Below are 23,610 nucleotides of genomic sequence, written 5' to 3'. Positions count from 1 at the left end.
TCCTCTTTTTTTCTTACAAGGTATGACCCAAACCTCTAGGGTAAATTTGCATTATAATTTTTTACTAAAACAAATTTATAATGAAAAAAGCACAAGAGGTTTTTATCAGTCATATGAAAGCTGTTGATACGCTAAATCCATCTCAAGTAGTCAAAGATTACTCAGATGATGCTTTATTTATTACGCCCGACCATACGTATAAAGGACGAACTGAAATCTTAAATTTTTACAAGGAGTTTCTACCCAACTTTAAAGATTTTGACTTTATAACGATCAAGCAAGAAACGCATGGCAATGTTGTCTATTTCGTTTGGCATGGAAAAAACAAACATTTAGATGTGTTGCTGGCAACAGATACATATATCATCGAAAATGGTAAAATAAAGCAGCACACATTCGCAGCAATTAATAATTAATTTTTTAAATATACGATAATGGATTACAAAAATTTTCAAACATTCAAAGCAGTACAAAAAGATGCAGTTCTAATAGTAACAATTAATTTCGGACCAGTAAATGTTCAAGGACAAGAAATGTTGGCAGACTTGAGCAGTCTTTGCTTACGTTTAGAGCGAGATAGAAGTGTAAAAGTAGTCGTTTTTGAATCATCCAATCCTGGGTATTGGGTATGTCATTATGATACAAATCTGTTAAGAGATATGTCTACAGAAGCTGTACCTAGAAACGAAGTTAAATTACTTGACTTGCAATCTGTATTGGAAAGGTTGAGTAATGTTCCACAGGCTACTATTGCAAAAATAGAAGGTTTTGCACGTGGAGGCGGACATGAAATGGCTTTAGCCTTAGACATGCGTTTTGCGGTCAGAGGAAAAGCTAAATTTATGCAAATGGAAGTCGGTATGGGAATTTTACCTTGTGGAGGTGGAGCTTCTCGTATGGCAAGACAAGTTGGACTAGGTAAAGCTTTAGAGATTATTTTAGGAGCAAAAGATTGGGATGCCGATGAAGCGGAAAAGTTTGGTACAATTAACAAAGCACTTAATGCAGATGAAATAGGACCATATGTAGCAGCTTTAGCTGATCGTATTTCAAAATTCCCAGCCGAATCTATCGAAGCTTGTAAGCGTGCGGTTTATGCTTCTATTGATTTGCCAATAGCAGAAGCTTTGAAGGAAGAAGCGTATCAACTTTTTCAGGCAACAAGTAAAACTCCAGCAATCAAACGATTTACAATCGCTGATGAAAATGGCGCACAATTTGATCATGAAAATCAGAAAAACTGGGAGAATATGTTAATTGATTTACAAGAAATCAACTAAGAGTAACAAATAAATTTAGTGAATAGTAAAAACGGGTGTTCTTTTATAAAAAGAGTATTCGTTTTTTACCTAATATAATTACGAAACAGCTCGTTTTATATTAGAGAATTCATAGTGCACAATTGCTTTCTGTTTTAAAGGGTTTTCTTCCCAATCTGACCATTCATTTGTATACGGATCATATCCACATTTTAAAGGCTTCGCATATAAATTTTCTGGATCTTCTACATATGCGCGACAATCTGTACATACATATCTAAATTCACAATCTTGACAGGTTAGGATAAAGTCTTTTTTTAAATCCCATACAGAAATAAAATCTTCATTAGTAATAATGTCATTCAAATTTGTGTCTGCTGCATTTCCGTAAGAAGCCTGCATTGACGGACAATTTTTTAAGTTTCCATCTCCATCAACAGAAACTTTCCGATTCAGACAGCTATTGTGAAAATGCGCTTCCATGTAATGGCTCTTTACAGCATTGAAATATTGTTTTTGAATCAATCCGCAACATGTTTCATCAGTTAATTTTTGTGTTGTATGATAAATAGAGGAAAGCTTTTTTATCACATCATATTCCTCATTTTTAGTCGCAGTATGTACAATTAAGTTAGAGATTTTTGTATGCTGTTGCAAAAGAGTAATCAATGTGTTTAAAGGAATTTCAGCACTATCTTTTACGTAAATTTCTAAATGTTCAATACAAGTACGTTTCACACAATTTGCTAAGTATTCCAGTTGCTCAAAGTTTAATGGAATATACGAGCGAATTTGTACAGCTTCACATTGTAAATCGTTCAATTGTGAAATAATATGTTCAAAATATGTTTTCGTGAGTTCAAAATCTTTAATATCAATAATACTATTGGTAATTGTTGATGGATTCTTCCAATCGACTTTAATTTCAGGAAAATTATGACGTATTTTTTTATTTGCTAAAAAACCATACTCATTGTCCAAAATATAAGAAACATAACTTTCTACGACTTCCTTATTTTCAGCTCCATATAGCTTAAATAATGTTTTAATAGAATACAGTTTTGCATTCTCTATAAAGTCTAGCATATCATTCGGAATCAAATCAAATTTTCCACGTTGACTATCGGTGAGTAATGTTCTGTTGTGCCCTTTTGTAATTAAGCATGCTGCAAAAACGAGCAAATATTGATCGTTATTCTGTGAATTTAGTGAAAACATCGTGAAATTGGTTTATGGTATTTGGTGTCAACTGGATGTGAATCTGTTTGATAATCGGGTAATTCTATAATCTTTAAATGGCCAGAGTTTTCAGTGAGTTTGCTTTGTCCTTTCAATTCTGATAGAAAAAAAACGGCTTCAAACAATTCGGGTGTTTCTTGCATTTGTTGTTGCAAGGCTTCTATAATTTGTTCGTCTTTCATGATGCTAAATGTTTAGCAATTGCTTCATCTAAAAAGTAATTGCAAGGTTTTGAAGTCATATCATATTGTCCTATTGGGTTGATTTCAAGGAAACTGTATTCGTCTTCGGTAGTATAGATAATATCGAGTGAAGCAGAATTCAATTCATAGGTTTCTAGTAGTTTTCGAAGTTTTGTTTCAAGTGAACTCGGCAGTTGATACGGAACGCATCTGTTGGGCGATTTCATGTTATAATTTCTAAAATCTACTTTCGTTTTATCATCATTCTGTGAAAATATTGCCATCGAATAGAAACGATCAACTAAAAAGTACGTGCGAATTTCAAATACTTTTTCTACCAAGTTTTGAAACAAACTCATATTGAAAGCATCTGGCAATTGTGTTAAAGTCTCTAGCGTAATTTTTTTAGTCATCAAATCGGCAAAAACTTCTCCTTTTACATTCGGATCTAAATTATTGACAGCTTTTGTGATGACTTCTTTATGTTGTAAAACAAAATCTTTCAATACAGTTTTCGAATTGGTAATGAGTGTATCTGGTGTTGTAATAGCTAAGTCCTTGCAAGTAGCTAATACAGCTAATTTGTTGATATTTGATGAAGTTTGATATCGATTCAGAGACTTTTTTGCCAAAGCAGATTCAATAGTATTTACGACATCGCGTTCAGCTTCTTTATTAAAATAATTCAAATAACGATGAAACGTTTTATCAGTTACGCTATGAAGATTTTTTCTTTGGAATGTATCCCATCTTCCTCTACGATACCAATACTTTGATACTTCTGAGAGCGATACTTGGTTTTCATCATGCGTGAATTCAATCGTGTCGTTATATAGTTTTAAATCTTTTAAAAACGTAGTATTATTAAGTCGTAAAAAAGGCGTGTCATAATGTTTCAACCACTTTATAACTTGTGTAGTTGAATAATCTTCTGAGTTAGATTTAATCAAAATCATAGTGAAAAGTTTACAAAAAGGGAGAACTGTGTATTCTCCCTTTATGAATGTTTAGTTATAGCATTGAATGATCGTCATTGATAGGTTCTACTCTGTGATCAAAACGAATATCACTATGATGATCTGCCATCGCTGGATGCGGTGGACAGCTAGTTAGGTATGTTTTACTTGTTCTGTATGAAGAAGAAGCACCATCTGATAAGTCAGTTGCTCCAACAATACTTCCTGCATTTTTTAATTCTTTTGCTTTGAATTTACCATTTTTTAAACTTTCTAGTTTTTTCATTTTAATTGGTTTATAATTATAGCTTACTCTAGTTTTTTAAGGTTTTCAGCATTCCCTTATCCATGCTGCGCAGCATAACATCTTCTACAATTGTAGCAAGATTGTAACTTGTGGAGTGTAAAATACTGAGATTAAGCTATATGATAAATACTACAAATTGTAGTATTTATCATGATTTAACGCTAAAAATAAATCAATAAATGAGTGTCTTTACTTTTGATAAAGTAAAGATATTTCATGCAGTAGAAGGCTGCAAACTAAATGATTGTAGTGTGTTGTTTTGTGCTATTTTGAAAAAAAGTGCTAGTATAAATTTAAAAAATGATTAACGATGATCCCAAGAAGATTCGTCGTTTTTATTACTAGGTGATAGGCCTAAAACTTCTCCTTTGATGTTTACACCTAAACCTAAAACCGTGCGATTAGCGTAATTAAAATAAGCAACCACTTGATTCACTTCTAAAATTTCGCCATCGTCATAACCAAAATCATGAAGTGTATCAATATCATCGCGAGTCAAATCTGCAGCAGCGAACGTTAACTTCTTAGCATACTGAACTAAAGACATTTCTTTTTCAGATAAGATTTTATCTAAAGAATTGTTTTCAATATGTTTTTTGATGTCATCAGCTTTTTCATCATCACAAAGAAAACGTTTCATTCCAGCAAAATGATGTTCGTAACAATAATCACATTTATTGATGAAACTTGTGTAGGTTCCTAACAATTCTAAAAACCAGTTTGGAAATGTATTATTTGTATGATGTAGTGTGTTTTTATATAAACTCATATGTCCCGTAAGTGTATGCGGACGAAGACTATGAATACCTAAAACATTATCAATTTGATTGTTTGGGCCTTTAATTTTGTTGTAAATGGATTTGAGTTTTCCTGTAGCTTTTTCAAACGGAATAATGTGTATCCAACTCATATATTTATATTTTTTGTTTTGGTAGTTTTTGTTCTTTAGGTTTTTCTTTTTCTTGTCCAATAGCGCCTGGAAACGATAAATTTGTACTTGAATAGATAGTGCCAAAGGTATAATTTGCATTATACACTTGCGCAACTGCATCTATAACTTGAGTTTCTGAAAGTTCTTTTAGTGGATGAATAAATACAGACCAAAGTACTTCATCAGAAATTGCATATTTTACATCTAAAGCTGTGTGAAAGTTTGCTGTTAAGCAGTTCTTTAACATTTTTTCATCTACGTTTGAAACTTCTGTAATAGGAGAAATAATACGCATTCTATTATTTTTCTCATCTGTCAAACAAATAAAAAGTTTATCATTCACCGCAAAACGCCAGTTTCCAGCTTGACCTTGAATGGTATCTGATTGCTTAGTTAAAATTTCACCTAACTTAGTATTATTCATGTCTTGCGCAGACAGAATACTAACACTTACCATAAAAATTAGAAGTACAACAATATTTTTCATCCGATTGATTTTTTATATGATGAATCAGTCGAAAAAAACACAGAAAACAAACAAGTTTTTTTATTCGTCAATCAAAATCTCTAACAATTGAATTGCGGCTTCACTAATTTTTGTTCCAGGACCAAATACAGCAACAGCTCCTGCGTCAAACAAAAACTGATAATCTTGATGTGGAATTACACCACCAACAATCACCATAATATCTTCACGCCCATACTTTTTCAATTCAGCAATTACTTGCGGAACTAACGTTTTATGTCCAGCAGCTAAGGAAGAAACACCTAAGATGTGTACATCATTTTCCATAGCTTGTTTTGCAGCTTCCGCTGGTGTTTGAAACAAAGGTCCAATATCTACATCAAAACCAACATCGGCATATCCTGTAGCAACAACTTTTGCGCCACGATCATGTCCGTCTTGTCCCATCTTTGCAATCATAATTCGTGGTTGACGACCTTCTAGTTCGGCAAATTTGACTGCCAATTCTTTTGCTTTTTTGAACGAACTATCGTCTTTTATTTCTTTGCTATACACACCTGAAAACGATTTTATTTGTGCTTTGTATCTTCCGAAAACAGCTTCCATTGCATCTGAGATTTCACCTAATGTTGCTCTTTTTCTTGCTGCATCAACAGCTAAAGCGAGTAGGTTATCATCACTAGATTTTGCGGCTGCTGTCAGTTTTGCTAGCGCTTCCGTAACTTCTGAAGCGTTTCTGTTTTTCTTCAATTCGTCCAAACGTGCTAATTGTGCGTTTCGAACTGTTTGATTGTCTACTTCTAAAATATGTAAAGGATCTTCTTTTTCAAGTCTAAATTTATTGACACCAACAATTACATCTTGTCCAGAATCAATTCGTGCTTGTTTTCTAGCGGCAGCTTCTTCAATACGCATCTTTGGAATTCCGGCTTCAATCGCTTTGGTCATTCCGCCCAATTCTTCTACTTCTTCGATGAGTTTCATCGCTTTGTGCGCAATTTCATGTGTCAGTTTTTCAACATAATAGCTTCCTGCCCACGGATCAACCGTTTTGGTAATTTTAGTTTCTTCTTGTAAATATATTTGTGTGTTTCGAGCAATTCGTGCAGAGAAGTCTGTTGGCAATGCAATGGCTTCATCCAACGCGTTTGTGTGTAAACTTTGTGTGCCACCAAATGCAGCAGCAGCAGCTTCAATACAGGTACGAGCTACATTGTTAAAAGGATCTTGTTCAGTAAGGCTCCAACCACTTGTTTGACAATGTGTACGCAATGATAATGATTTTTGATTTTTAGGGTTGAATTGCTTCACAAGTTTTGCCCACAACATTCTGGCAGCTCTCATTTTTGCAATTTCCATAAAATGATTCATTCCAATTGCCCAGAAAAATGATAGGCGAGGAGCAAAGGTATCAATGTCCATTCCCGCGGCTAATCCTTTTCGGATATACTCTAAACCGTCAGCTAATGTGTATGCAAGTTCAATATCGCAAGTTGCGCCTGCTTCCTGCATGTGATAACCAGAAATACTGATACTATTAAATTTCGGCATGTGTTCCGATGTATATTCAAAAATATCGGAAATGATTTTCATTGATGGCGATGGTGGATAAATGTAAGTATTACGCACCATAAATTCCTTTAGAATATCATTTTGAATCGTTCCACCTAAAAATTTAGGATCTACACCTTGTTCTTCAGCGGCAACAATGTAAAACGCCATTATTGGTAAAACGGCACCATTCATTGTCATGGAAACCGACATTTTATCTAATGGAATTTGATCGAATAGAATTTTCATATCTTCTACTGAATCTATGGCAACTCCTGCTTTTCCAACATCTCCAACTACACGTTCATGATCACTATCATATCCACGATGTGTTGCCAAATCAAACGCAACTGATAATCCTTTTTGTCCTGCAGCTAAGTTTCTTCTGTAAAATGCATTACTTTCTTCTGCTGTAGAAAAACCTGCATATTGACGAATAGTCCAAGGTCTACGAACATACATAGTAGAATATGGTCCACGAAGATTTGGTGCAAGTCCAGCAACAAAATCTAAATGTTCCACAGTTTTCATATCATCTTTTGTATACGATGATTTTACTTCAATATCTTCTGCGGTTGTAAACGAAGATTGCGAAGTTTCGTTTTCAAACGTTTTCGTAGTATTAGTAAGTGTTATATGTTGAAGATTTTTTCTAGTCATGCTCATAATTTGTTTTGAAAATTACTCTTGCTTTAAGCGTTCTTTTTCTAATTTAGTTGCTAAACGTCTTAAGCTAATTGGAATAACTAATACTTTGTGTACTTCATTTTTTGCGAAAGGCTCAATTTCCAAATCATGTTTCATACGATCTTCAGGATTTGGGTATTTGTTTGTACCTAACAATACTTCTTTACCTTCATCGAACAATGTTTGTTCTTTTGCGGCACTTTCTTTTATTTTTCGGAAGATGGTTCCTTCTTTCAATTGCTTTAAGAATCCGCCAGTAGCTTCAATTTCTTTGAATAATGCTAACGCTTTTTCTGCTAATTGATTTGTGATACTTTCTATATAATACGAACCTTCTGTCGGATTGTTAGTTTTGTCAAAATAACTTTCATCTTTTAAGATTCGAAGCTGATTTCGAGAAATACGATCACCAAATTCATTTGCTTCATGATATAAAGCATCATATGGTAAATTGTATATGAAATCGGCGCCACCTAAAACTGCACTCATACATTCTGTCGTAGTTCGTAACATGTTTACATTGTAATCATACAACGTTTTGTTACGTTTTGAAGGAGAAGCAATAATGACACATTCCTGATTAAGGTTATATTCTTTTGCTAATACACTCCATAATTGACGCAATGCTCTTAGTTTGGAAATTTCAAAGAAATAGTGTGATCCAACAGTAACATTGAATGTTATTTTGTTTGTAATTTTTGAACCAAAATGGTTTAAGTATTCATTTACATGAGAAAGCGCATACGCGAGTTGTTGCACCATTGTTGCGCCTGCATTTTGATATGTATCTAGATGAACCGTCAACGTACTTTGGAATGCTTCAAGCTGTATGATTGTTTCTAGTTGTTCATGATCTTTTTCAAGATTTTCGAACCAATTTCCTGTTGAAGTTAATTGTCCTATGATATCAGCTCCAATGGTAATATTGGCAGTATGTTCTTTCGCGAAAGCGGAAATAGTAGCTATATAATCTGAAGACAAAAATTCCATTTCTATATGAATAGGAATATTTTGAACGTTCACATCAGCTAGAAGAGTTTCTATAGAAATTTCTTGGTTAGAAATGATTAACACTAAACTTTCTGCGCCACGTGATAAGATATCTTTTATATTCTGATTTGATTTAGTAGCATTTGTAACACGGATACGTTGTGCAACTTTCCATTGTGTAGTTTGTGTTGCAATTGGTTGTACGTTAAGCGTTTCACTGTGGTAAAAAGGCGTAATGTCAATTCCTTCGTGCGTTGCCGTAATTAGTGTCTGATTGTAATCAGCACCTTTTAAGTCTACTTGTATTTTTTGTTTCCATTGTGCAGCAGAAACAGTGTCAAATCCTTCAAATAAGTTACTCATTGTCTTCTAAATTTAGGCTATCTGCGTACTCTATAATGTAAATTTCTTCTTTTTCTTTTTTCATGAAATAGCGTTCACGTGCAAATTTTTCTAATTCATCAATACTAGAGAATTTTTTAATGCTCATACGATCTTTTCTAATTTCACGTCGAAGATTTTCTTTTTGCTTTTCTAAAAGTTCAATTTGTCTGTTGAGTTCTCTATGTGTAGAAAACCATGAGTTTGCATCTAAAAATAACATCCATACAATAAAGATGGCTGAGATAATGATGTATATATTTTTGAACTTGTTTAGATTCATCTTTTGTAGAATTTCGCTACGGTGCTAATACTATGTAAATGTACTAAAATTAGGCTAATCGTTCGCTAATTATTGTTCTAACAATATCAACAGCAACCGTATTATAGCGATTATTTGGAATAATGATATCCGCAAATTCTTTTGTTGGCTCAATAAACTGTTCGTGCATTGGCTTTAATGTCGATTGATATCTACTTAAAACTTCGTTAATATCGCGTCCACGTTGTGTAATATCACGCTTAATTCTACGGATAAGACGTTCATCAGAATCGGCATGTACAAATATTTTAATGTCGAACATTTTGCGAAGTTCCGCATTGGTCAAAATTAAAATACCTTCAACAATAATTACTTTTCGAGGAAGTGTATGAATTGTATCACCAGTTCGATTGTGTTTTACAAACGAATATACAGGTTGATCAATTGGATTTCCTTTCTTTAATTCGGTTAAATGTTCACAGATTAAATCGAAATCAATAGATCGTGGATGATCGAAATTGATTTTTGTACGTTGTTCATAATTTAAGTGTGATGTATCTTGATAGTAAGAATCTTGTGAAATGATTCCAACTTCGTTTTCGGGTAATTGTTTAATGATTTCGTTAACTACGGTAGTTTTTCCACTTCCTGTTCCGCCGCCAATACCAATAATGAGCATATGTTATTCAGTTTTTAGTCGTGGACAAAATTAAGCAAATTATTTAGTAATGTTAGATAAAAGAGTCTAGATCGCTTCGGTATAGAGAATTTATTGAAATTTAGCTTTTTAGAACCTACTTTTTATGAGGTCATGACTTGAAAATTATAAAGAATTTATGACTCTCATGGCTTTTGACCATATATGATTTGAAATTATTTTAAAAATAAATAGTTTTTACTTTTCTGTTACTGGAAAAGTCTTATATTTGCAATCCAATTTTTAGGGCATAGTCTTTATTTTTTAACGAATAAAAGCTATAGCAAAACACTTTTCGGGGTGTAGCGTAGCCCGGTTATCGCGCCGCGTTTGGGACGCGGAGGTCGCAGGTTCGAATCCTGCCACCCCGACAAAAAGAAAGTCTTGCTTTATGCAGGACTTTTTTTATACAATACATTTGAGCTTGCTCAAAGATGTATTGTATAAAAAAGGACTAATGTGCGTAGCACATCAAGACTTTTCATTTGCAACGAAACCTTATTCAGGATCACGAAGTAATCCTTACTTTTTATTTTAAGCTCGCTTAAGAATGTATTGCATAAGAAAAGGATTCAAAGCGCGAAGCGATTCAAGATTTTCATTTGCAATGAACTGACATTTAAGACTACACAGTAATCTTCTTCACAAATTTTAATTCAACCTAAAATACTGAACTTTTTTGTTCGATAAAGGTTTAAACTCAATGAATTCACGTGGAATACCACTCGAGCGTTGTACAAACTCAATGGCTTTGTTATCGTCAATGCTTACAAATGTATATTGTCCATTTCCTCTAGATATAATTCTCCATTCGAAACCATATTCTTTAATGATAGAAGCATCTTTGTGACGATCAACTTCTCGTTCTCCAAGATCATCTGCTAAGTAATGCCATTTAGCATACTTACTTGTTGCTTTTTTTACCTTAATTAAATAAGTGCCGCGTAGTGTTTTTTCAAAACTAAATAATGTGCTTTTGTTGTTATTGTTACAAAACCCTAACTCATTATATCCAGTCGCGTCAGAAGTCCATGTATATCCCAAACAAACTTTTTTATTATTTATTACAGACGACATTTTAAAGGTTCTGTTTTCTAGAGGATCGTTTTTGATAGGTATTAAAGGTTGTAAATCAAAATACCAACGTCCGTTCAGTGATGTTTTCTCTTTCCAAGACGACAAGAAAAAGTCATTGCTTTTAGTGTTATAAAATAATGTGTCGGAAAACATATCTGGATTTTGTTGTGTGCCAAGATTGATAATTCGGTAATGTCCATCAGTTTGCTGTATTATTTTCCATAGCTGTAACTTGTCATTAGTATTAGATGCTGCAAGTTTTAAATCTCCTTTGCTATTTCCAGTTGCTGCCAATGACCATAGTTTACCTTGAATGATTACTTGTAATTGATATGTGTTGTTTGCAACCTTTTTTACATTCCAATTTTCGAAAGTAGCTTGCATGAGAAACTTTTTTTCAGAAATATTATAACCTAGCGATGTAGTTCTGTTATTTACTTTATTTTTTAAAGCTACTGTTTGATGATTTCTATAGGCTTTCTCAAAATTGATTTTACTTTGACTGGCAAAATCTACATTTGACGTTGGATTTATTTTCGGTTGTTTTACGTTAAATTTTTGAGTCTTTGACCATTTGCCATTCGCATCATTTATAATGGCTCTTACTTTCCAGTTCCAGCCTACAAGTTCTGTTGAATTTATATGTTTTGTTTGAACTAATTTGTATTCAGATTTTGGAGCTGTCTTTCGAATTGATTTCCCTGCATTTGTTGGGTGCGATATTATAATTTCATACTGTTGTGCGTTTGGAACAGCTGTCCAATCAAAACTCCATGTGTAGGATACACTATTATTTTTAACTCCATTTGGCAAATTGGTATTTGCAATTGGTTGTAATAATTTAGGAATAGAATTAGTTGTTGGAGTTTTCTTAAAATACAATGTATTCGGTTTGCTCCATTTGCCCCAAGTATTTCCGTTTTTAGCACGAACCCACCATCCCCAAGCATCTTTAGCTAATGTTTCATTAATTGGAGATGAGAGTTTTAGTTGATAATTTGAATTGTTAGTTCGTGTATTTAGTAATTTATCTTTTTTGTTTTTATGTTCTACTAGTATTTGATATTCGTTTGCATTTGCGACAGTTTTCCAGTCAAATTGAATAATAGCGCCTGTCTTGTTTTCAATTGTTTGCCCAGAAATAGGAGTTATTAATTCTACTTTCGCAAGTTTTGAAGTAGGTTTAGGTTTTGAATTTTGAGGAATAAATGTAAACATCGCATTGGCAAGTCCGTCAACACTTTTTTGTGTAATGGTACTTCCAATAAGAAAACTTGGAGCTGCAACAAGTGATTTATTACTGTGTTTTGCTATGATATAATAATGTCCTTTACCTGTGGAGATAGCTAATTTAAACTTTTGATTTTCCACATTTGCTTGATCCCAAACTTGTAATACTGCATTGTTTTCTTGACTTCCACCGCGAATGTCAAATAATTTGTTGTGTTGTTTGGAGCGAATTACATAAAATCCATTTCCAATTTCTTCAAATTTAAAAAGCTGATTACTTTGATTGGTTCGTTTTGCCAAAACTACACCAATACCATTACTTTGATACGGTTGTTGTACTTGTAAGACACGGTTTTTTTCATAACTTTCAATAACATACCATTGTCCTTCAGTAACAGGTTTTTGTGCATACAATTGTAATGTAATTAAAAAAATAAATAATGTGAAATAATACTGTTTTAGTGCGTGGGGAAATGAGATCATCGGGAAAATTTTAGTTTTCATTGTTGTAAATATAAGGTTATATATTTTCAAAAACACTGCCAAATTTTTGACTTTCAATACTTTTTAAGCTTTATAAATTTTTAAAGCATTTTGTTTATTGCTGTTTTTGTAAGAAAATAGGCGGCTTATTATTTGTATATTTAGTACAGTAAATTCTAAACTTTAGTCATGAAACATTTACAAATTTGTCTTACTATTTGTTTTACACTTTTATATAATTATACGAGTCATGCTCAGAATGATTTTTCAAATTCTGACTCGGATTTTACCTATGGGGTTGCAACGAAGATGCAAATTGAATTCAGTAATAAAGGCGCTGTAGCTTATAAACTGAGTTTAACTGGAGGAATAGGGTATGACATAGAAAATGCAGTTTTACCAGCGATTCATACAGGTGTTCTTCTTTTTAATAGTAATAGTGTAGGAGCCGATCAAAGTCAAAAATGGTATCGATTGCAGGCACATTTTTTTGTCAATGGAATTGCTACTGTTCGATTAGATAAAAGAGATTTTAGCTATTTTGAAAGAAATGTTCCGTTGTATCACTTTGCTGACTTTACATCTAATCCGCTTCAAAACCCTTATAAAACGTCATTGAGTTATGGAGCAAATTGGGTTTTTGTACAACATGGAAAAGATCAGCGTGTAGGTTTTTTTAATTTGAATATAATGGGTATTGGACAACTCAGTTATTATAATGATGGAGGACCAATTTTGGAATATGCAGGAGATAAAAGAGACCGTTATTATACTGGCGGAATTACATTAAGTTATCATGGAAACGTAAATGATTTGATAGATCTTGTTGAACTGAGTTATCATAAATATACTGGATATCAAAAATATGCTTTTGACGTAGCTGATCATTTACAAATTGATTTTTTAAACTATGCAGATACCAAACAATTTGCGTTCAATCAACAACGATGGCGACTCAACTTTTCTAATTTGAAAAATGGTTTTGGAGGAAGTTTTGCATTATATAACAAAGCAAACTTAGACTTACAAGATTTTTTACACTTTGTTACAAATGTTCCTTACCATCCTGATTATTACCAAGGTTACCGTATGATGTTTGGTATTAGACATGAATACAATCACACAAAATTTTAGAAAGATGAAAAAACTATTATTTTTAATCGTCCTATTATATGCATTTACATCTTGTCGATCAGGTTTAGACTTGGTCAATCAGGCATACATAGATAAACGTTTGAAGGTTGAAAAAACTTTTCCTATTACTGAATTTGAAGTATATGTTTTTAGCATTTGTGAAGATTATAAAGTGAAAAAGAAAGATTCTCTTGCGAAACGTTTCTGTGATTGTCCTGAAAACTTTTTTGATCAACCAGAAACAAAAGATATTAGAAAGGTAGAGGAAATTTATTTACTAAAGCACAAAACATCAGATGTAGTATTCTATTTGACTACATTTTCACATAAATATATTCAAAAGAGAAAAGGGTTTTTAAATGATAGTACTATTTATAAAAACAAAATCATTTTAGAAGAAATAGAATCTATTTATATAGGAAATATAGATACTGTAGTTCATAAAATTTCTTTTGAGGGGAATAAAAAATTGAAAGATGTAACTTTTTATTTTGAAGCTAATGAATTTCCTGAGAAGATGATTGTGACTAAAGGAAATATGACAACTTCAGAGAATAATTATAGTATTGCAGAAACTATTCCATTGGATGATGTGTTTAGGAATGATGTTACGTATGTTAAATCAAATTATACGATTGATTATTATAAAAAATACGACTACGAGAAACCGCCACGGCATGTTTCAGAAATAAAGATAGTTTCTAAAAAGGGAAAAACAGAAGTCGTTTTTAGTTTTGATAATTACGATTGGTATTATAAAATGGCCTCCAAACGCATACGATTTTATCCTAAAAATAATCTTCCTTAAATTTTAAAAAGTAATATCTTAGTAATTCTAAAAACAAACGCTCTAATGAAACTAAAACTTTTCTTATTTGCATGTTCAATAGTTCTTTTTATTGCATGTGGAAATGAATCTAAAAAAACAGAAACGGTAAACGAAGATGCAGAAACAGTTGATCAAACTATTGAAGAGTTTGTTGATGAAGCTCAAAAAAATACTGAGAAAAAGCTGCTTACTGTTGATGATAAAATAGAAATGATTAAGTCTAACTTTTTAATGATTGAAAACCAGCTTTCTTCTTTTGAAAAAAAAGAAAAAGAGGAATATGTAGGTGGAGGTGTTACAAAAAGAGAAGGTTATTTTAAAGCTGGAGTTCCACAAAAAATAAAATTAGGAAATCATGGAGAACATGGTGCTGAAGTATATACTTTCTACTTGCATGACAACAAATTATTTTTTGTATTAGAGGAAGAATTTAGTGAAGTTTCTATGCGTGGACCGTTTACAAAGAAAGATAAACGCTATTATATTCATGATGGTCAATTGATTCGTGTATTAGAAAAAGAAAAAACAGTTAAGTCAGGAAAAATAGATACGTCTACTGCTCAAAATGTAGATGTAACCGATCAGTGGAAATCAAAAACGGATGTCGTTTCAGAATTTGAAAAATTACTTCGCGGAGCAAGCACATCTTTAATTGAAGTAAAAACAGTTGGTTTGGATAATGGACGCTGGATTAGCAACGATGACCCAAAATCTGGAGTGGAAATAAAAGATGGGAAATTCATCATGTTTTATAAAGGAGCAGAAACAACAACAGACGATGTATATGATTATAAATTATCTGAACATGAAGGTGTTGAGTACCTTACATTGATAGATAAAGCTGGTGATGAGCTCAAATATTCAATTTTAGAATATACAGATGAAATTTTTGTAATGAGTTATCTAGCGCGCGGAAATAAACTATCATACAAGAAAGAGAAGTAAGTTGAAGTTATGATTTTCAAAGGAGAACAAACGATAAAAAAAAGTGGAAGCTATTATCACTTGGAAGTTGCCGCAGATATTGTAAATCAATTTGAAAAAAAGCGAGCTACACGTTTAATTTGCACCATTGATGATAAAGTAACTTTACAATGCGGATTGAATCATTTAGGGAATGGAAATTTCTATATCATGCTTGCCAAACGATATATTAAACAAATTGGCAAAGAGGTAGGGGAAACCATTTCATATCAATTAGAAGAAGATCCGAATCCGCTTGGTGTGGAAATTCCAGCAGTATTAGAAGCATTTTTAGCTCAGGATGAAGACGGGAAAGCAATTTTCAACAAACTTACAGATGGAAGAAAACGGACGTTGATCTTTAGTGTTTTGCGCATTAAGAATGTAGATAAACAAGTAGAAACTATCATGAAGTTTTTACAAACGGAACATGAAAAGATGCGCCAAAAGAAGCGTAATTGGTAACAATTTAGTATTTATGAATACTTATTTTATATATGACAGAATTTACAGAACGTTACAAACGATTATCCGATAGCGAACTTTTAGCAATATTGGCTAATGCTTCAAGTTATCAGTCAATTGCAGTAGAAACCGCAAAACAAGAATTGGATTCTCGTAAACTCACGGAGGATCAAATAAAAGACATAGAGGCTAAAAATAGTTTAGTAAAAGAACAAAAAGAAGCACAACTCCAAAAGCGTAAAGAAGAAAACGAAACATTTAAAAATGATTTCCTTGCTTTATTTACAACTGTAAATCCTTTTGCAAAACAGCTTGAATTATACGAAAAACAAATTCGTTTTATGTGTTGGTTTTTTGCAGCCATTGCTGTGTACATACTAGTTTCAAATTACACATTAATGGGATTCTATTTTGAAGATCTTTTTAAAGGAAAAATTGGAATTGATTTAGTAATTTATTTTGTTGATATTCTATCAATTGTTTTAGGAACAATCTTATTCTGGAAGCGTAAAACACTTGGCTGGATTTTGATTACATTTTATATTACTACTGGATTTGCAGGGCTGATTTTTTCATTTATTCATCATATAACTTCGCCTGCACAGCAGTATTATAGCATTATTGACAATGCAATGATGCCGACAAATGTTATTGGAGTATATATAATTGGGGCAATCTTTTTCGGAACAAATCTCTATGTATTACTCAAAGAAAAAGTAAAACATGTTTTTAAAATTGATAATACCATTGCAGTATTAACAATCGTTTTAACCATCGCAATTCAAGGAGCACTTTGGATTACGTTGTTTCTCTAATCTAATAACGTTAATACAGTATCTACAGAAGCTACTAATTCTTCTTCATTTGAATCTGTTTTGGAAACAATTTTTAATCCATTTAAAAAAGTGTGTAGGAGTGATGCAATATTTTTAATATTTTTATTTGCTGAAATTTCTCCTGAGTTTACGCCAGATTGTAAAAAATTTTCAAAAACACCTTCCATAAAAACTTTGTTTTCTTGAATTACAGTGAGCATTTCTTCGTCATTAGGTACTAACTCAGTTGTTACATTAATAACAAAACAACCTTTACGTTCTATATCACAAGCGGCTTCAGAAATTCCATGTTGAAAAAGTCTTCGAAAACCTTCTTTTACATTTTCTTGACTTTCTAAAAATGCTAATAACTGTTTTCTATTTACTGTACGATAATGAGTGAAAGCTTTATCAAACAATTCTTTTTTTCCGCCATACGTATCATAAATACTCGCACGATTGATTCCTAAGTAATTCACTAAATCCTGCATGGAAGTTGCGTGAAAACCATTGCGCCAAAAAAGACACATTGCCTTATTTAGTGTTTCCTCTTCATTAAATTTTTTAACTCTTGGCATAAAATTAATAGTAGGGACAGCAAAAAGCTATCCCTACAAAAATACATATATTCTATGAATGATTTATTATGAACTTTAGACAGATCAAATAAATAATAAATTTCTTTTGTTTCTTTTCTTTGGGAAAGCAAAGAGAAAGAAATAAGAAACTAAATAATGGTAAATTAAATAAAGTGAATTTATCAAGAATTATAAAGTTTCTGATAATAAAAGTTATTCTTAACTCAACAACGGATTTACATTCATTCCACCATCAACATTGTATTCACTTCCTGTAATAAAAGAAGCTTCATCTGAAGCTAAAAATGCTACTAAGTTTGCTACATCTTCTGGTTGCCCAAATCGTTTTAGTGGAACACGTTGTTGCATTGCTTGTGCTAAACCATTCAATTGTTCTTCTGGCATGCCCGTTTTTCCAAAAATTGGAGTCTCTGTAGGTCCAGGGTTTACAGCATTTACACGTATTTTTCTAGGTGCTAATTCTGTAGCAGCAGTTCGTGTATATGAATTTAAAGCTGCTTTTGTTGCTGCATATATCGCGGTATTTGGCATTCCTGTATATGCATTAATTGAAGATAAATTAATGATAGATGCGCCATCATTCAAAATTGGTAAAAACTTTTCTGTGGTAAATACGGCACCTTTAAAGTTAATTCCAAACTGTGTTTCGTACACTTCTTCCGTAATTTGACCAACTGGAGCTGGTATAAAAACTCCTGCGTTTACAAAAAGCACATCTACATTTCCGTGCGATTCTTTTACTTCATTTACTAAACTATCTATCGCATCAAGCGATGTAACATCAGCTACAATTCCTCTAACACCTAATGCTGAAGCAGCTTTTGCTACACGTTCTTCAGATCTACCAGTAATGATGACATTAGCGCCTTGTGCTTTTAACTTTGCAGCAGAAGCATAACCAATTCCACTATTTCCACCTGTAACTACTGCTGTTTTTCCTTGTAATGAACTCATTTTATATAAATTTTTTATGATTAATTTTATTTTAGAACGATCGTTCCGAATGCAAATATATAAATAACAGAATGATCATTCCAAATAAAAAAGAAATTATTTTTTTAAGTATCTTTAAACTGATAAATTAAATGTTTGATAATTGAATATGTAGTAACTATATAAATGACAAAACATCAAGAAGTACTCACACCAAATATCTTTTTGAAAAAATTAAAGCAGGTACACACTTTTTTGTTTATAACGGTAGTGTTTTTTTTGCTATTTAGTATTTGGTCAATGCAATTAATTTTTGAAGTGTTAACAATACCTAAAGATCTTGTACTAATTATTGTGGCAATAATATTGACAGTTAGTCTTATTGTAGAAAAAATGATTTTTAATATACGTTTGAAGCGTATTAGAAGTAGTAATTTATTAAAAGAAAAAATTTTAAAATATTACAAAATAACAGCAGATAGTTATCTGATTCAATCGTTGATAATTGTTTTTTCAATTTTGATCGCTTTCATAATAAATGCTTCTATTTATCTAGCATTTCCAATTTTATTGTTGATTTATTATTATAAATTACGAACATCAAAAAAGAAAATTATTTCAGATTTAAATTTAAAAGGTGAGTCCTTAAGTCAATTTAATAGATTTGATATAGCACTGCCTGAAAATATATAAATATTCATTTAAAAGTTTTTGAACCATGAATCAAGCTACACAAGAATTCACACCAAATAAGTTTGTACAAACACTTACTATAATTTACATGGCACTGCTAAGTGGTTTGTTATTTTTTATTGCGATTGTATTTTTTCAGTTTGATGGAGGAATGACTCCAACATTTGATACGAGTGATACGTTATTATTAATATATCCAGTAGTTGCTATTGGTGCAATTTTGTTAAGTCAAGTCATTTACAAAAAATTGCTAGCTACTGCCAAGAATAAACCAGGTTTAAAGTCAAAGTTGCAAAGCTATCAAACTGCTTCTATTGTAAAGTTTGCGCTTATAGAAGGACCTGCATTCTTGGGAATTGTATTGTCTATGACGACTGGAAATACTGCGTTTATTGCTATTGCAGGAGTTTTAGTGATTTTTTTATTACTTCAAAAACCATCACGAACGAGAGTTGAAAGTGAATTGGATTTACGCGGAGATGATAGAAATAAGTTCAATCGTTTTGATGAGGTAATCGATTAAGAATTTATGAATACTACTTCTTATAAACTACCATTTCATGTTGCAAAAGCAAAAGAACTCATCTATGATGTATGCAATTTTGAATTTTTAAATTTTCACGAAAGTGATGAAAGTGCCGAATATGAAGCGTGTACTTTTCAGTTAGAAACACTTAAAATTATTTCTAGGACGGCAAAAATTACACCTAAAAAAGTTGGGCAATTTGTTACTATTTGGAAACGAAATTCTGAAGGAATCACAACTCCTTTTCATGAATTAGATACATTCGATTTTATTGTTATTAATGTTCAAAAAGACATGCAATTTGGTCAATTTGTATTTCCTAAGTCAATATTAATTCAAAAACGAATTGTTGCAACAGTAACAAAAGACGGAAAGCGCGGCATTCGTGTATATCCAGCTTGGGACAAACCTACAAGTACGCAAGCAATTAAAACACAAGCTTGGCAATTACAGTATTTTCTTCCAATTACAGCGTCAATCAGTCCTGTAGATAGCATAAAGAAATTATATTTTTAAAGAATTCTATAAATTCATGCAACTCTTTCATTCTTTTCTTGTCAGTATGATATAGAATTGATCAAAAAAAGCGAGTATGAAAAATAGAATCATAGGAATTGACGTTGCGCGAGCATTTGCAATTATTGGAATGATTCTGGTCAATTTTAAAATGATTTTTGGACAAGAAGGCGATAGTTGGCTACTAAATTTTACAGCATTGTTTGAAGGAAAAGCTGCTGCGTTATTTGTGATTTTGGCTGGAGTCGGAATTGCATTTATGACGAATACAGCTGTCAAGAATGCTGATGAAGTTAAGTTGCGTCAAGCGCGCATAAAAATTTTCAAAAGAGCACTTTTATTGTTCATTATTGGACTTTCATACATCTTGATTTGGCCAGCAGATATTCTACATTTTTATGGAATATATATGTTGTTAACATTATTCTTTTTAAAAGGAAAAACACATCATATTATCCTTGGCATTCTTGCTTGTTTATTACTATATCCAGCTTTTATGTTTTGGATTGATTATGATACAGGTTGGAATTTTAATGATTTTTCTTATTTAGATTTTTGGACGATTAACGGTTTTATAAGAAACCTATTTTACAATGGGTTTCATCCTGTAATTCCTTGGACTGCCTTTATGTTATTGGGTTTATGGTTTGGAAGACAAGATTTAACCAATGAAAAATTTATTAAAAGGACATTTGTTATAAGTTTATTAGTTGTCATAGGAATGCAAATATTTTCAAAAGTTTTAATCGTTTTTCTTTCAGGAGGAAACGAAACAGTAATTACGGAATTGGCGCCGGTTTTTGGCACAAGCCCTATGCCGCCGTTGCCAATATATATTTTTTCATCAAGTAGTGTTGCCCTGTGTATTATTTGTGTTTGTATTTGGTTTGCTAAGAGAATGCAACATAGTTTAGTTATTATGGTACTCAAAAACACAGGGCAATTAGCATTAACGTTCTATGTAGCACATATTATTATTGGAATTGGTATTGTAGAATTGTTGTCAACAACTATATTAGGTACGTTTTCTATCGAATTTTCAGTGATGTATGCTATTGTATTTAGTATATTTTGTATGGCATTTGCAACAGTTTGGACACGCTATAAAAAGCAAGGTCCGTTGGAATGGATTTTACGAAAATTGACAGATTGAATAAAAATAAAAAACACTGTTCATCTTTTAAAACGAACAGTGTTTTTACTTTTAAAAATAACTTCTATTATTTCTTTTTCATGCAATTCAAGGTTTCTTTCACAACAAACCAAGAGAAGCAAACAATTCCAATTGAGAATACAACATCGCCAATAATTCGTAACCATTTTAAAGTTTGAACCGTTGGACTGTATAATAGTTCAGCATCTCTAGCATATGAATATCCTTCATGAATAGATGTATATGCTTGTATAATTCCGATTGGTAACAAACTTAAAACAACCATCAATGTTAATCCAATATTCAAAAACCAAAAGGCATTTTTAATTAATTTTTCATTCCATAAGTCAGTTGAGTAAAAACGTAAACAAATTAAAATGAAGCCCATTCCAAGCATTCCGTATACGCCAAATAATGCTGTATGTGCGTGAACTGCTGTTGTATTTAACCCTTGAATATAATACAATGCAATTGGCGGATTGATTAAGAATCCAAATACACCTGCGCCAACCATATTCCAGAAAGCAACAGCAATAAAGAAGAATATTGGCCATTTGTAACGTTGAATCCATTCGTTTTCTTTCAGTAGATTCCAGTTTTCTCTAATCTCAAATCCCATCAATGTAAGTGGCACAACTTCCAAAGCACTAAATGTAGCTCCTAAGGCAATCGCTTGTACAGGCGTTCCTGAATAGTATAAATGGTGTAATGTTCCTATAATTCCTCCAGTTAAAAAGATACTTGCAGATGCAATTGACGTTTTTCCAGCTGTTTTCATTGAAATAACTTTCATACGTGAAAATATATACGCAATAATTACTGTTGCAAATACTTCAAAGAATCCTTCTACCCATAAGTGGACAAGCCACCAACGCCAATAATTAATTACTGGAAGTGAACTGTTTTCTCCATACATTAATCCTGAAAAGAAAAACATTCCAATCGCAATCACAGCAATTAATAGAATGATCAATAAATGTTTTGAATCATCTTTTTTACGAATTCCATACAATACATGTCTTCCAACCATTAGTACCCACAAAACAAGTCCAATACCAAGGAATATTTGCCAAAAACGACCTAAATCCATGTATTCGTATCCTTGATGACCAAAGAAGAAATTGGTTGTTAAATCTAAAAATTGGTGGACTCCTAACCATTCTCCAAGCATGGAACCTAATACAATAATAAGTAGCGCAACAAACAAGAAATTAATTCCAAAAACTTGATATTTCATTTCTTTATTACTAATCATTGGTGCTAAAAATAAACCAGTAGCTAGCCAAGTTGCAGCAATCCAGAAGACAGCTAACTGCGTATGCCAAGTTCGTGTAATAGAATAGGGAAGTACTTCAGACAAATTAAATCCAAAAAATGCTTGTCCTTCAACGGTATAATGCACGGTAATAATTCCCAGAACGACTTGTAAAACGATCAATAATGTAATTACTAAGAAGTATTTTAATACCGCTTTTTGCGATCTAAATAATGTTAAGTTGAGTAAAGGATCTGTTTTGATTTTTGTGACTGCTTCTCCTTTTTCATGATTTCGAATGTAATAATAGGTCAAGAAACCAATAAACAGCAGCAACAATACAACTGAGAAACCTGACCAAATTTGTGAATCTGGCGTAATGGTATTATTAATCAGCGGTTCATGTGGCCAGTTAGAAGTATAGGTATACTCTTTATCTGGTCTGTTAGTACTTGCTGCCCAAGAAGTCCAAAATAGAAATGCATTCAGTTTGCGTAACTTTTCTTTGTCTGTAAGCGCTCCTTTCGGAATTGCGTATTGTTCATGTCCTTCTGAAAAAATAGTGCTATAATATGCCGTATTCTTAGCAATCGCTAATTGTCGTTCTTTTGATAATGTGATTGTGTTGGTTGTTGGATTGAAAGTGTTTGTCTTTACATCTTTCACCAATCGAGCTTTAATAGCGGCTTGCTTTTCTTCATCTAAATCATCATAAGTAGAATTAAAATCTTTCTGTGCCCAATAATCCAATAAAAAAATAGCTTCTTTATGAATCCAATCGGCTGACCAATCGGGCGCCACATAGCTTCCATGTCCCCAAATAGAACCAACTTCCATTCCTCCAATTGATTCCCAAATATTTTGTCCTTCTTGTATATCTGCTTTTGTAAATATAACTTCTTGACTGCCTTTTACGGAGACCAAATCAGGAATTGGCGGTTGTGTTTGATATACTTCTGTTCCTACCCAAATTAAGGCGATAAACGATAGGACAACTACGGATATAAATCCGATCCAAATTCTTTTCATTA

General features: G+C 32.4%; 25 protein-coding genes and 1 tRNA gene. 12 read left to right on the top strand and 14 right to left on the bottom strand.

Annotation, left to right across the window (positions count from 1 at the left end):
• The first annotated feature begins 80 nt into the window (after positions 1 to 80).
• Positions 81 to 416: a nuclear transport factor 2 family protein gene (locus ACUUYC_RS24220; RefSeq protein WP_474270204.1), complete on the top strand. Its 336-nt coding sequence runs from the start codon at positions 81 to 83 to the stop codon at positions 414 to 416.
• Positions 417 to 434: 18 nt separating this feature from the next.
• Positions 435 to 1,280: an enoyl-CoA hydratase/isomerase family protein gene (locus tag ACUUYC_RS24215; RefSeq protein WP_474270201.1), complete on the top strand. Its 846-nt coding sequence runs from the start codon at positions 435 to 437 to the stop codon at positions 1,278 to 1,280.
• Positions 1,281 to 1,358: 78 nt separating this feature from the next.
• Here the strand turns inward: ACUUYC_RS24215 and gwsS are convergent, their stop codons facing one another.
• The 10 genes from gwsS to udk form a co-directional block, all read right to left on the bottom strand.
• Positions 1,359 to 2,477 carry a grasp-with-spasm system SPASM domain peptide maturase gene (gwsS, locus tag ACUUYC_RS24210; RefSeq protein WP_474270198.1) on the bottom strand — a complete coding sequence of 373 codons (1,119 nt, stop codon included), beginning with the start codon at positions 2,475 to 2,477 and terminating at the stop codon, positions 1,359 to 1,361.
• Positions 2,465 to 2,680, bottom strand: a complete 216-nt coding sequence (locus ACUUYC_RS24205) for a hypothetical protein (RefSeq protein ID WP_474270195.1) — start codon at positions 2,678 to 2,680, stop codon at positions 2,465 to 2,467. Before ACUUYC_RS24205 ends, gwsS begins: the two co-directional genes overlap by 13 nt.
• Positions 2,677 to 3,636 (bottom strand): grasp-with-spasm system ATP-grasp peptide maturase, encoded by a 960-nt coding sequence (gene gwsG / locus ACUUYC_RS24200; RefSeq protein ID WP_474270193.1) that lies wholly within the window; start codon positions 3,634 to 3,636, stop codon positions 2,677 to 2,679. Before gwsG ends, ACUUYC_RS24205 begins: the two co-directional genes overlap by 4 nt.
• A gap of 55 nt (positions 3,637 to 3,691) precedes the next feature.
• Complete coding sequence (locus ACUUYC_RS24195) at positions 3,692 to 3,922, bottom strand: hypothetical protein (RefSeq protein WP_474270191.1); 231 nt, start codon at positions 3,920 to 3,922, stop codon at positions 3,692 to 3,694.
• A gap of 325 nt (positions 3,923 to 4,247) precedes the next feature.
• Positions 4,248 to 4,853 (bottom strand): carboxymuconolactone decarboxylase family protein, encoded by a 606-nt coding sequence (locus ACUUYC_RS24190; RefSeq protein ID WP_474270189.1) that lies wholly within the window; start codon positions 4,851 to 4,853, stop codon positions 4,248 to 4,250.
• Positions 4,854 to 4,857: 4 nt separating this feature from the next.
• Complete coding sequence (locus tag ACUUYC_RS24185) at positions 4,858 to 5,361, bottom strand: hypothetical protein (protein ID WP_474270187.1); 504 nt, start codon at positions 5,359 to 5,361, stop codon at positions 4,858 to 4,860.
• 60 nt (positions 5,362 to 5,421) lie between these two features.
• Positions 5,422 to 7,551: a methylmalonyl-CoA mutase gene (scpA, locus tag ACUUYC_RS24180; RefSeq protein WP_474270185.1), complete on the bottom strand. Its 2,130-nt coding sequence runs from the start codon at positions 7,549 to 7,551 to the stop codon at positions 5,422 to 5,424.
• 21 nt (positions 7,552 to 7,572) lie between these two features.
• Positions 7,573 to 8,931, bottom strand: coding sequence for a methylmalonyl-CoA mutase subunit beta (locus tag ACUUYC_RS24175; RefSeq protein ID WP_474270183.1), 1,359 nt, complete (start codon positions 8,929 to 8,931; stop codon positions 7,573 to 7,575).
• A complete protein-coding gene (locus ACUUYC_RS24170) occupies positions 8,924 to 9,232 on the bottom strand; it encodes an FtsB family cell division protein (RefSeq protein ID WP_474270180.1) in 309 nt (102 codons plus the stop codon). The genes ACUUYC_RS24175 and ACUUYC_RS24170 overlap by 8 nt, the downstream gene beginning before the upstream one ends.
• Before the next feature lie 49 nt (positions 9,233 to 9,281).
• On the bottom strand, positions 9,282 to 9,890 hold the full coding sequence (gene udk / locus ACUUYC_RS24165; RefSeq protein WP_474270178.1) for a uridine kinase: 609 nt from the start codon (positions 9,888 to 9,890) through the stop codon (positions 9,282 to 9,284).
• Between the two features lie 314 nt (positions 9,891 to 10,204).
• Between udk and ACUUYC_RS24160 the strand changes: the two genes are divergently transcribed.
• Positions 10,205 to 10,279: transfer RNA gene (locus ACUUYC_RS24160), tRNA-Pro, on the top strand.
• Positions 10,280 to 10,559: 280 nt separating this feature from the next.
• Here ACUUYC_RS24160 and ACUUYC_RS24155 read toward each other — a convergent pair.
• Positions 10,560 to 12,719 (bottom strand): RICIN domain-containing protein, encoded by a 2,160-nt coding sequence (locus ACUUYC_RS24155; protein ID WP_474270175.1) that lies wholly within the window; start codon positions 12,717 to 12,719, stop codon positions 10,560 to 10,562.
• A 168-nt stretch (positions 12,720 to 12,887) separates the two neighbouring features.
• Between ACUUYC_RS24155 and ACUUYC_RS24150 the strand changes: the two genes are divergently transcribed.
• The 5 genes from ACUUYC_RS24150 to ACUUYC_RS24130 are packed head-to-tail and all read left to right on the top strand — an operon-like array spanning position 12,888 to position 16,904.
• On the top strand, positions 12,888 to 13,832 hold the full coding sequence (locus ACUUYC_RS24150) for a polymorphic toxin type 23 domain-containing protein (RefSeq protein ID WP_474270172.1): 945 nt from the start codon (positions 12,888 to 12,890) through the stop codon (positions 13,830 to 13,832).
• Between the two features lie 4 nt (positions 13,833 to 13,836).
• Entirely contained in the window at positions 13,837 to 14,640 is an 804-nt protein-coding gene (locus tag ACUUYC_RS24145; protein WP_474270169.1) for a hypothetical protein, read from the top strand.
• A gap of 45 nt (positions 14,641 to 14,685) precedes the next feature.
• On the top strand, positions 14,686 to 15,606 hold the full coding sequence (locus tag ACUUYC_RS24140; protein WP_474270167.1) for a hypothetical protein: 921 nt from the start codon (positions 14,686 to 14,688) through the stop codon (positions 15,604 to 15,606).
• Between the two features lie 9 nt (positions 15,607 to 15,615).
• A complete protein-coding gene (locus ACUUYC_RS24135; RefSeq protein ID WP_474270165.1) occupies positions 15,616 to 16,089 on the top strand; it encodes a DUF1905 domain-containing protein in 474 nt (157 codons plus the stop codon).
• 32 nt (positions 16,090 to 16,121) lie between these two features.
• Positions 16,122 to 16,904, top strand: coding sequence for a hypothetical protein (locus tag ACUUYC_RS24130; RefSeq protein ID WP_474270162.1), 783 nt, complete (start codon positions 16,122 to 16,124; stop codon positions 16,902 to 16,904).
• Here ACUUYC_RS24130 and ACUUYC_RS24125 read toward each other — a convergent pair.
• On the bottom strand, positions 16,901 to 17,482 hold the full coding sequence (locus ACUUYC_RS24125) for a TetR/AcrR family transcriptional regulator (protein WP_474270159.1): 582 nt from the start codon (positions 17,480 to 17,482) through the stop codon (positions 16,901 to 16,903). The two genes, ACUUYC_RS24130 and ACUUYC_RS24125, sit on opposite strands and share 4 nt — an antisense overlap.
• 219 nt (positions 17,483 to 17,701) lie before the next feature.
• The gene (locus ACUUYC_RS24120; protein WP_474270156.1) at positions 17,702 to 18,457 is read right to left on the bottom strand and encodes an SDR family NAD(P)-dependent oxidoreductase; all 756 of its coding nucleotides are present in this window, start codon (positions 18,455 to 18,457) and stop codon (positions 17,702 to 17,704) included.
• Positions 18,458 to 18,622: 165 nt separating this feature from the next.
• Between ACUUYC_RS24120 and ACUUYC_RS24115 the strand changes: the two genes are divergently transcribed.
• The 4 genes from ACUUYC_RS24115 (at position 18,623) to ACUUYC_RS24100 (ending at position 21,324) form a co-directional block, all read left to right on the top strand.
• The gene (locus tag ACUUYC_RS24115; RefSeq protein ID WP_474270154.1) at positions 18,623 to 19,129 is read left to right on the top strand and encodes a hypothetical protein; all 507 of its coding nucleotides are present in this window, start codon (positions 18,623 to 18,625) and stop codon (positions 19,127 to 19,129) included.
• Between the two features lie 25 nt (positions 19,130 to 19,154).
• Positions 19,155 to 19,652, top strand: coding sequence for a cation diffusion facilitator family transporter (locus tag ACUUYC_RS24110; RefSeq protein ID WP_474270151.1), 498 nt, complete (start codon positions 19,155 to 19,157; stop codon positions 19,650 to 19,652).
• A gap of 6 nt (positions 19,653 to 19,658) precedes the next feature.
• On the top strand, positions 19,659 to 20,171 hold the full coding sequence (locus ACUUYC_RS24105; protein WP_474270149.1) for a MepB family protein: 513 nt from the start codon (positions 19,659 to 19,661) through the stop codon (positions 20,169 to 20,171).
• A gap of 76 nt (positions 20,172 to 20,247) precedes the next feature.
• Positions 20,248 to 21,324: a DUF418 domain-containing protein gene (locus tag ACUUYC_RS24100; RefSeq protein ID WP_474270146.1), complete on the top strand. Its 1,077-nt coding sequence runs from the start codon at positions 20,248 to 20,250 to the stop codon at positions 21,322 to 21,324.
• A 67-nt stretch (positions 21,325 to 21,391) separates the two neighbouring features.
• Here the strand turns inward: ACUUYC_RS24100 and ACUUYC_RS24095 are convergent, their stop codons facing one another.
• Positions 21,392 to 23,608, bottom strand: a complete 2,217-nt coding sequence (locus ACUUYC_RS24095; RefSeq protein ID WP_474270144.1) for a nitric-oxide reductase large subunit — start codon at positions 23,606 to 23,608, stop codon at positions 21,392 to 21,394.
• Positions 23,609 to 23,610 lie beyond the last annotated feature (2 nt).

This window comes from Kordia sp. E (assembly GCF_056033805.1).
Note: the sequence above shows the minus strand (reverse complement) of the source record. Positions and strands in the feature narration are given on the sequence as shown.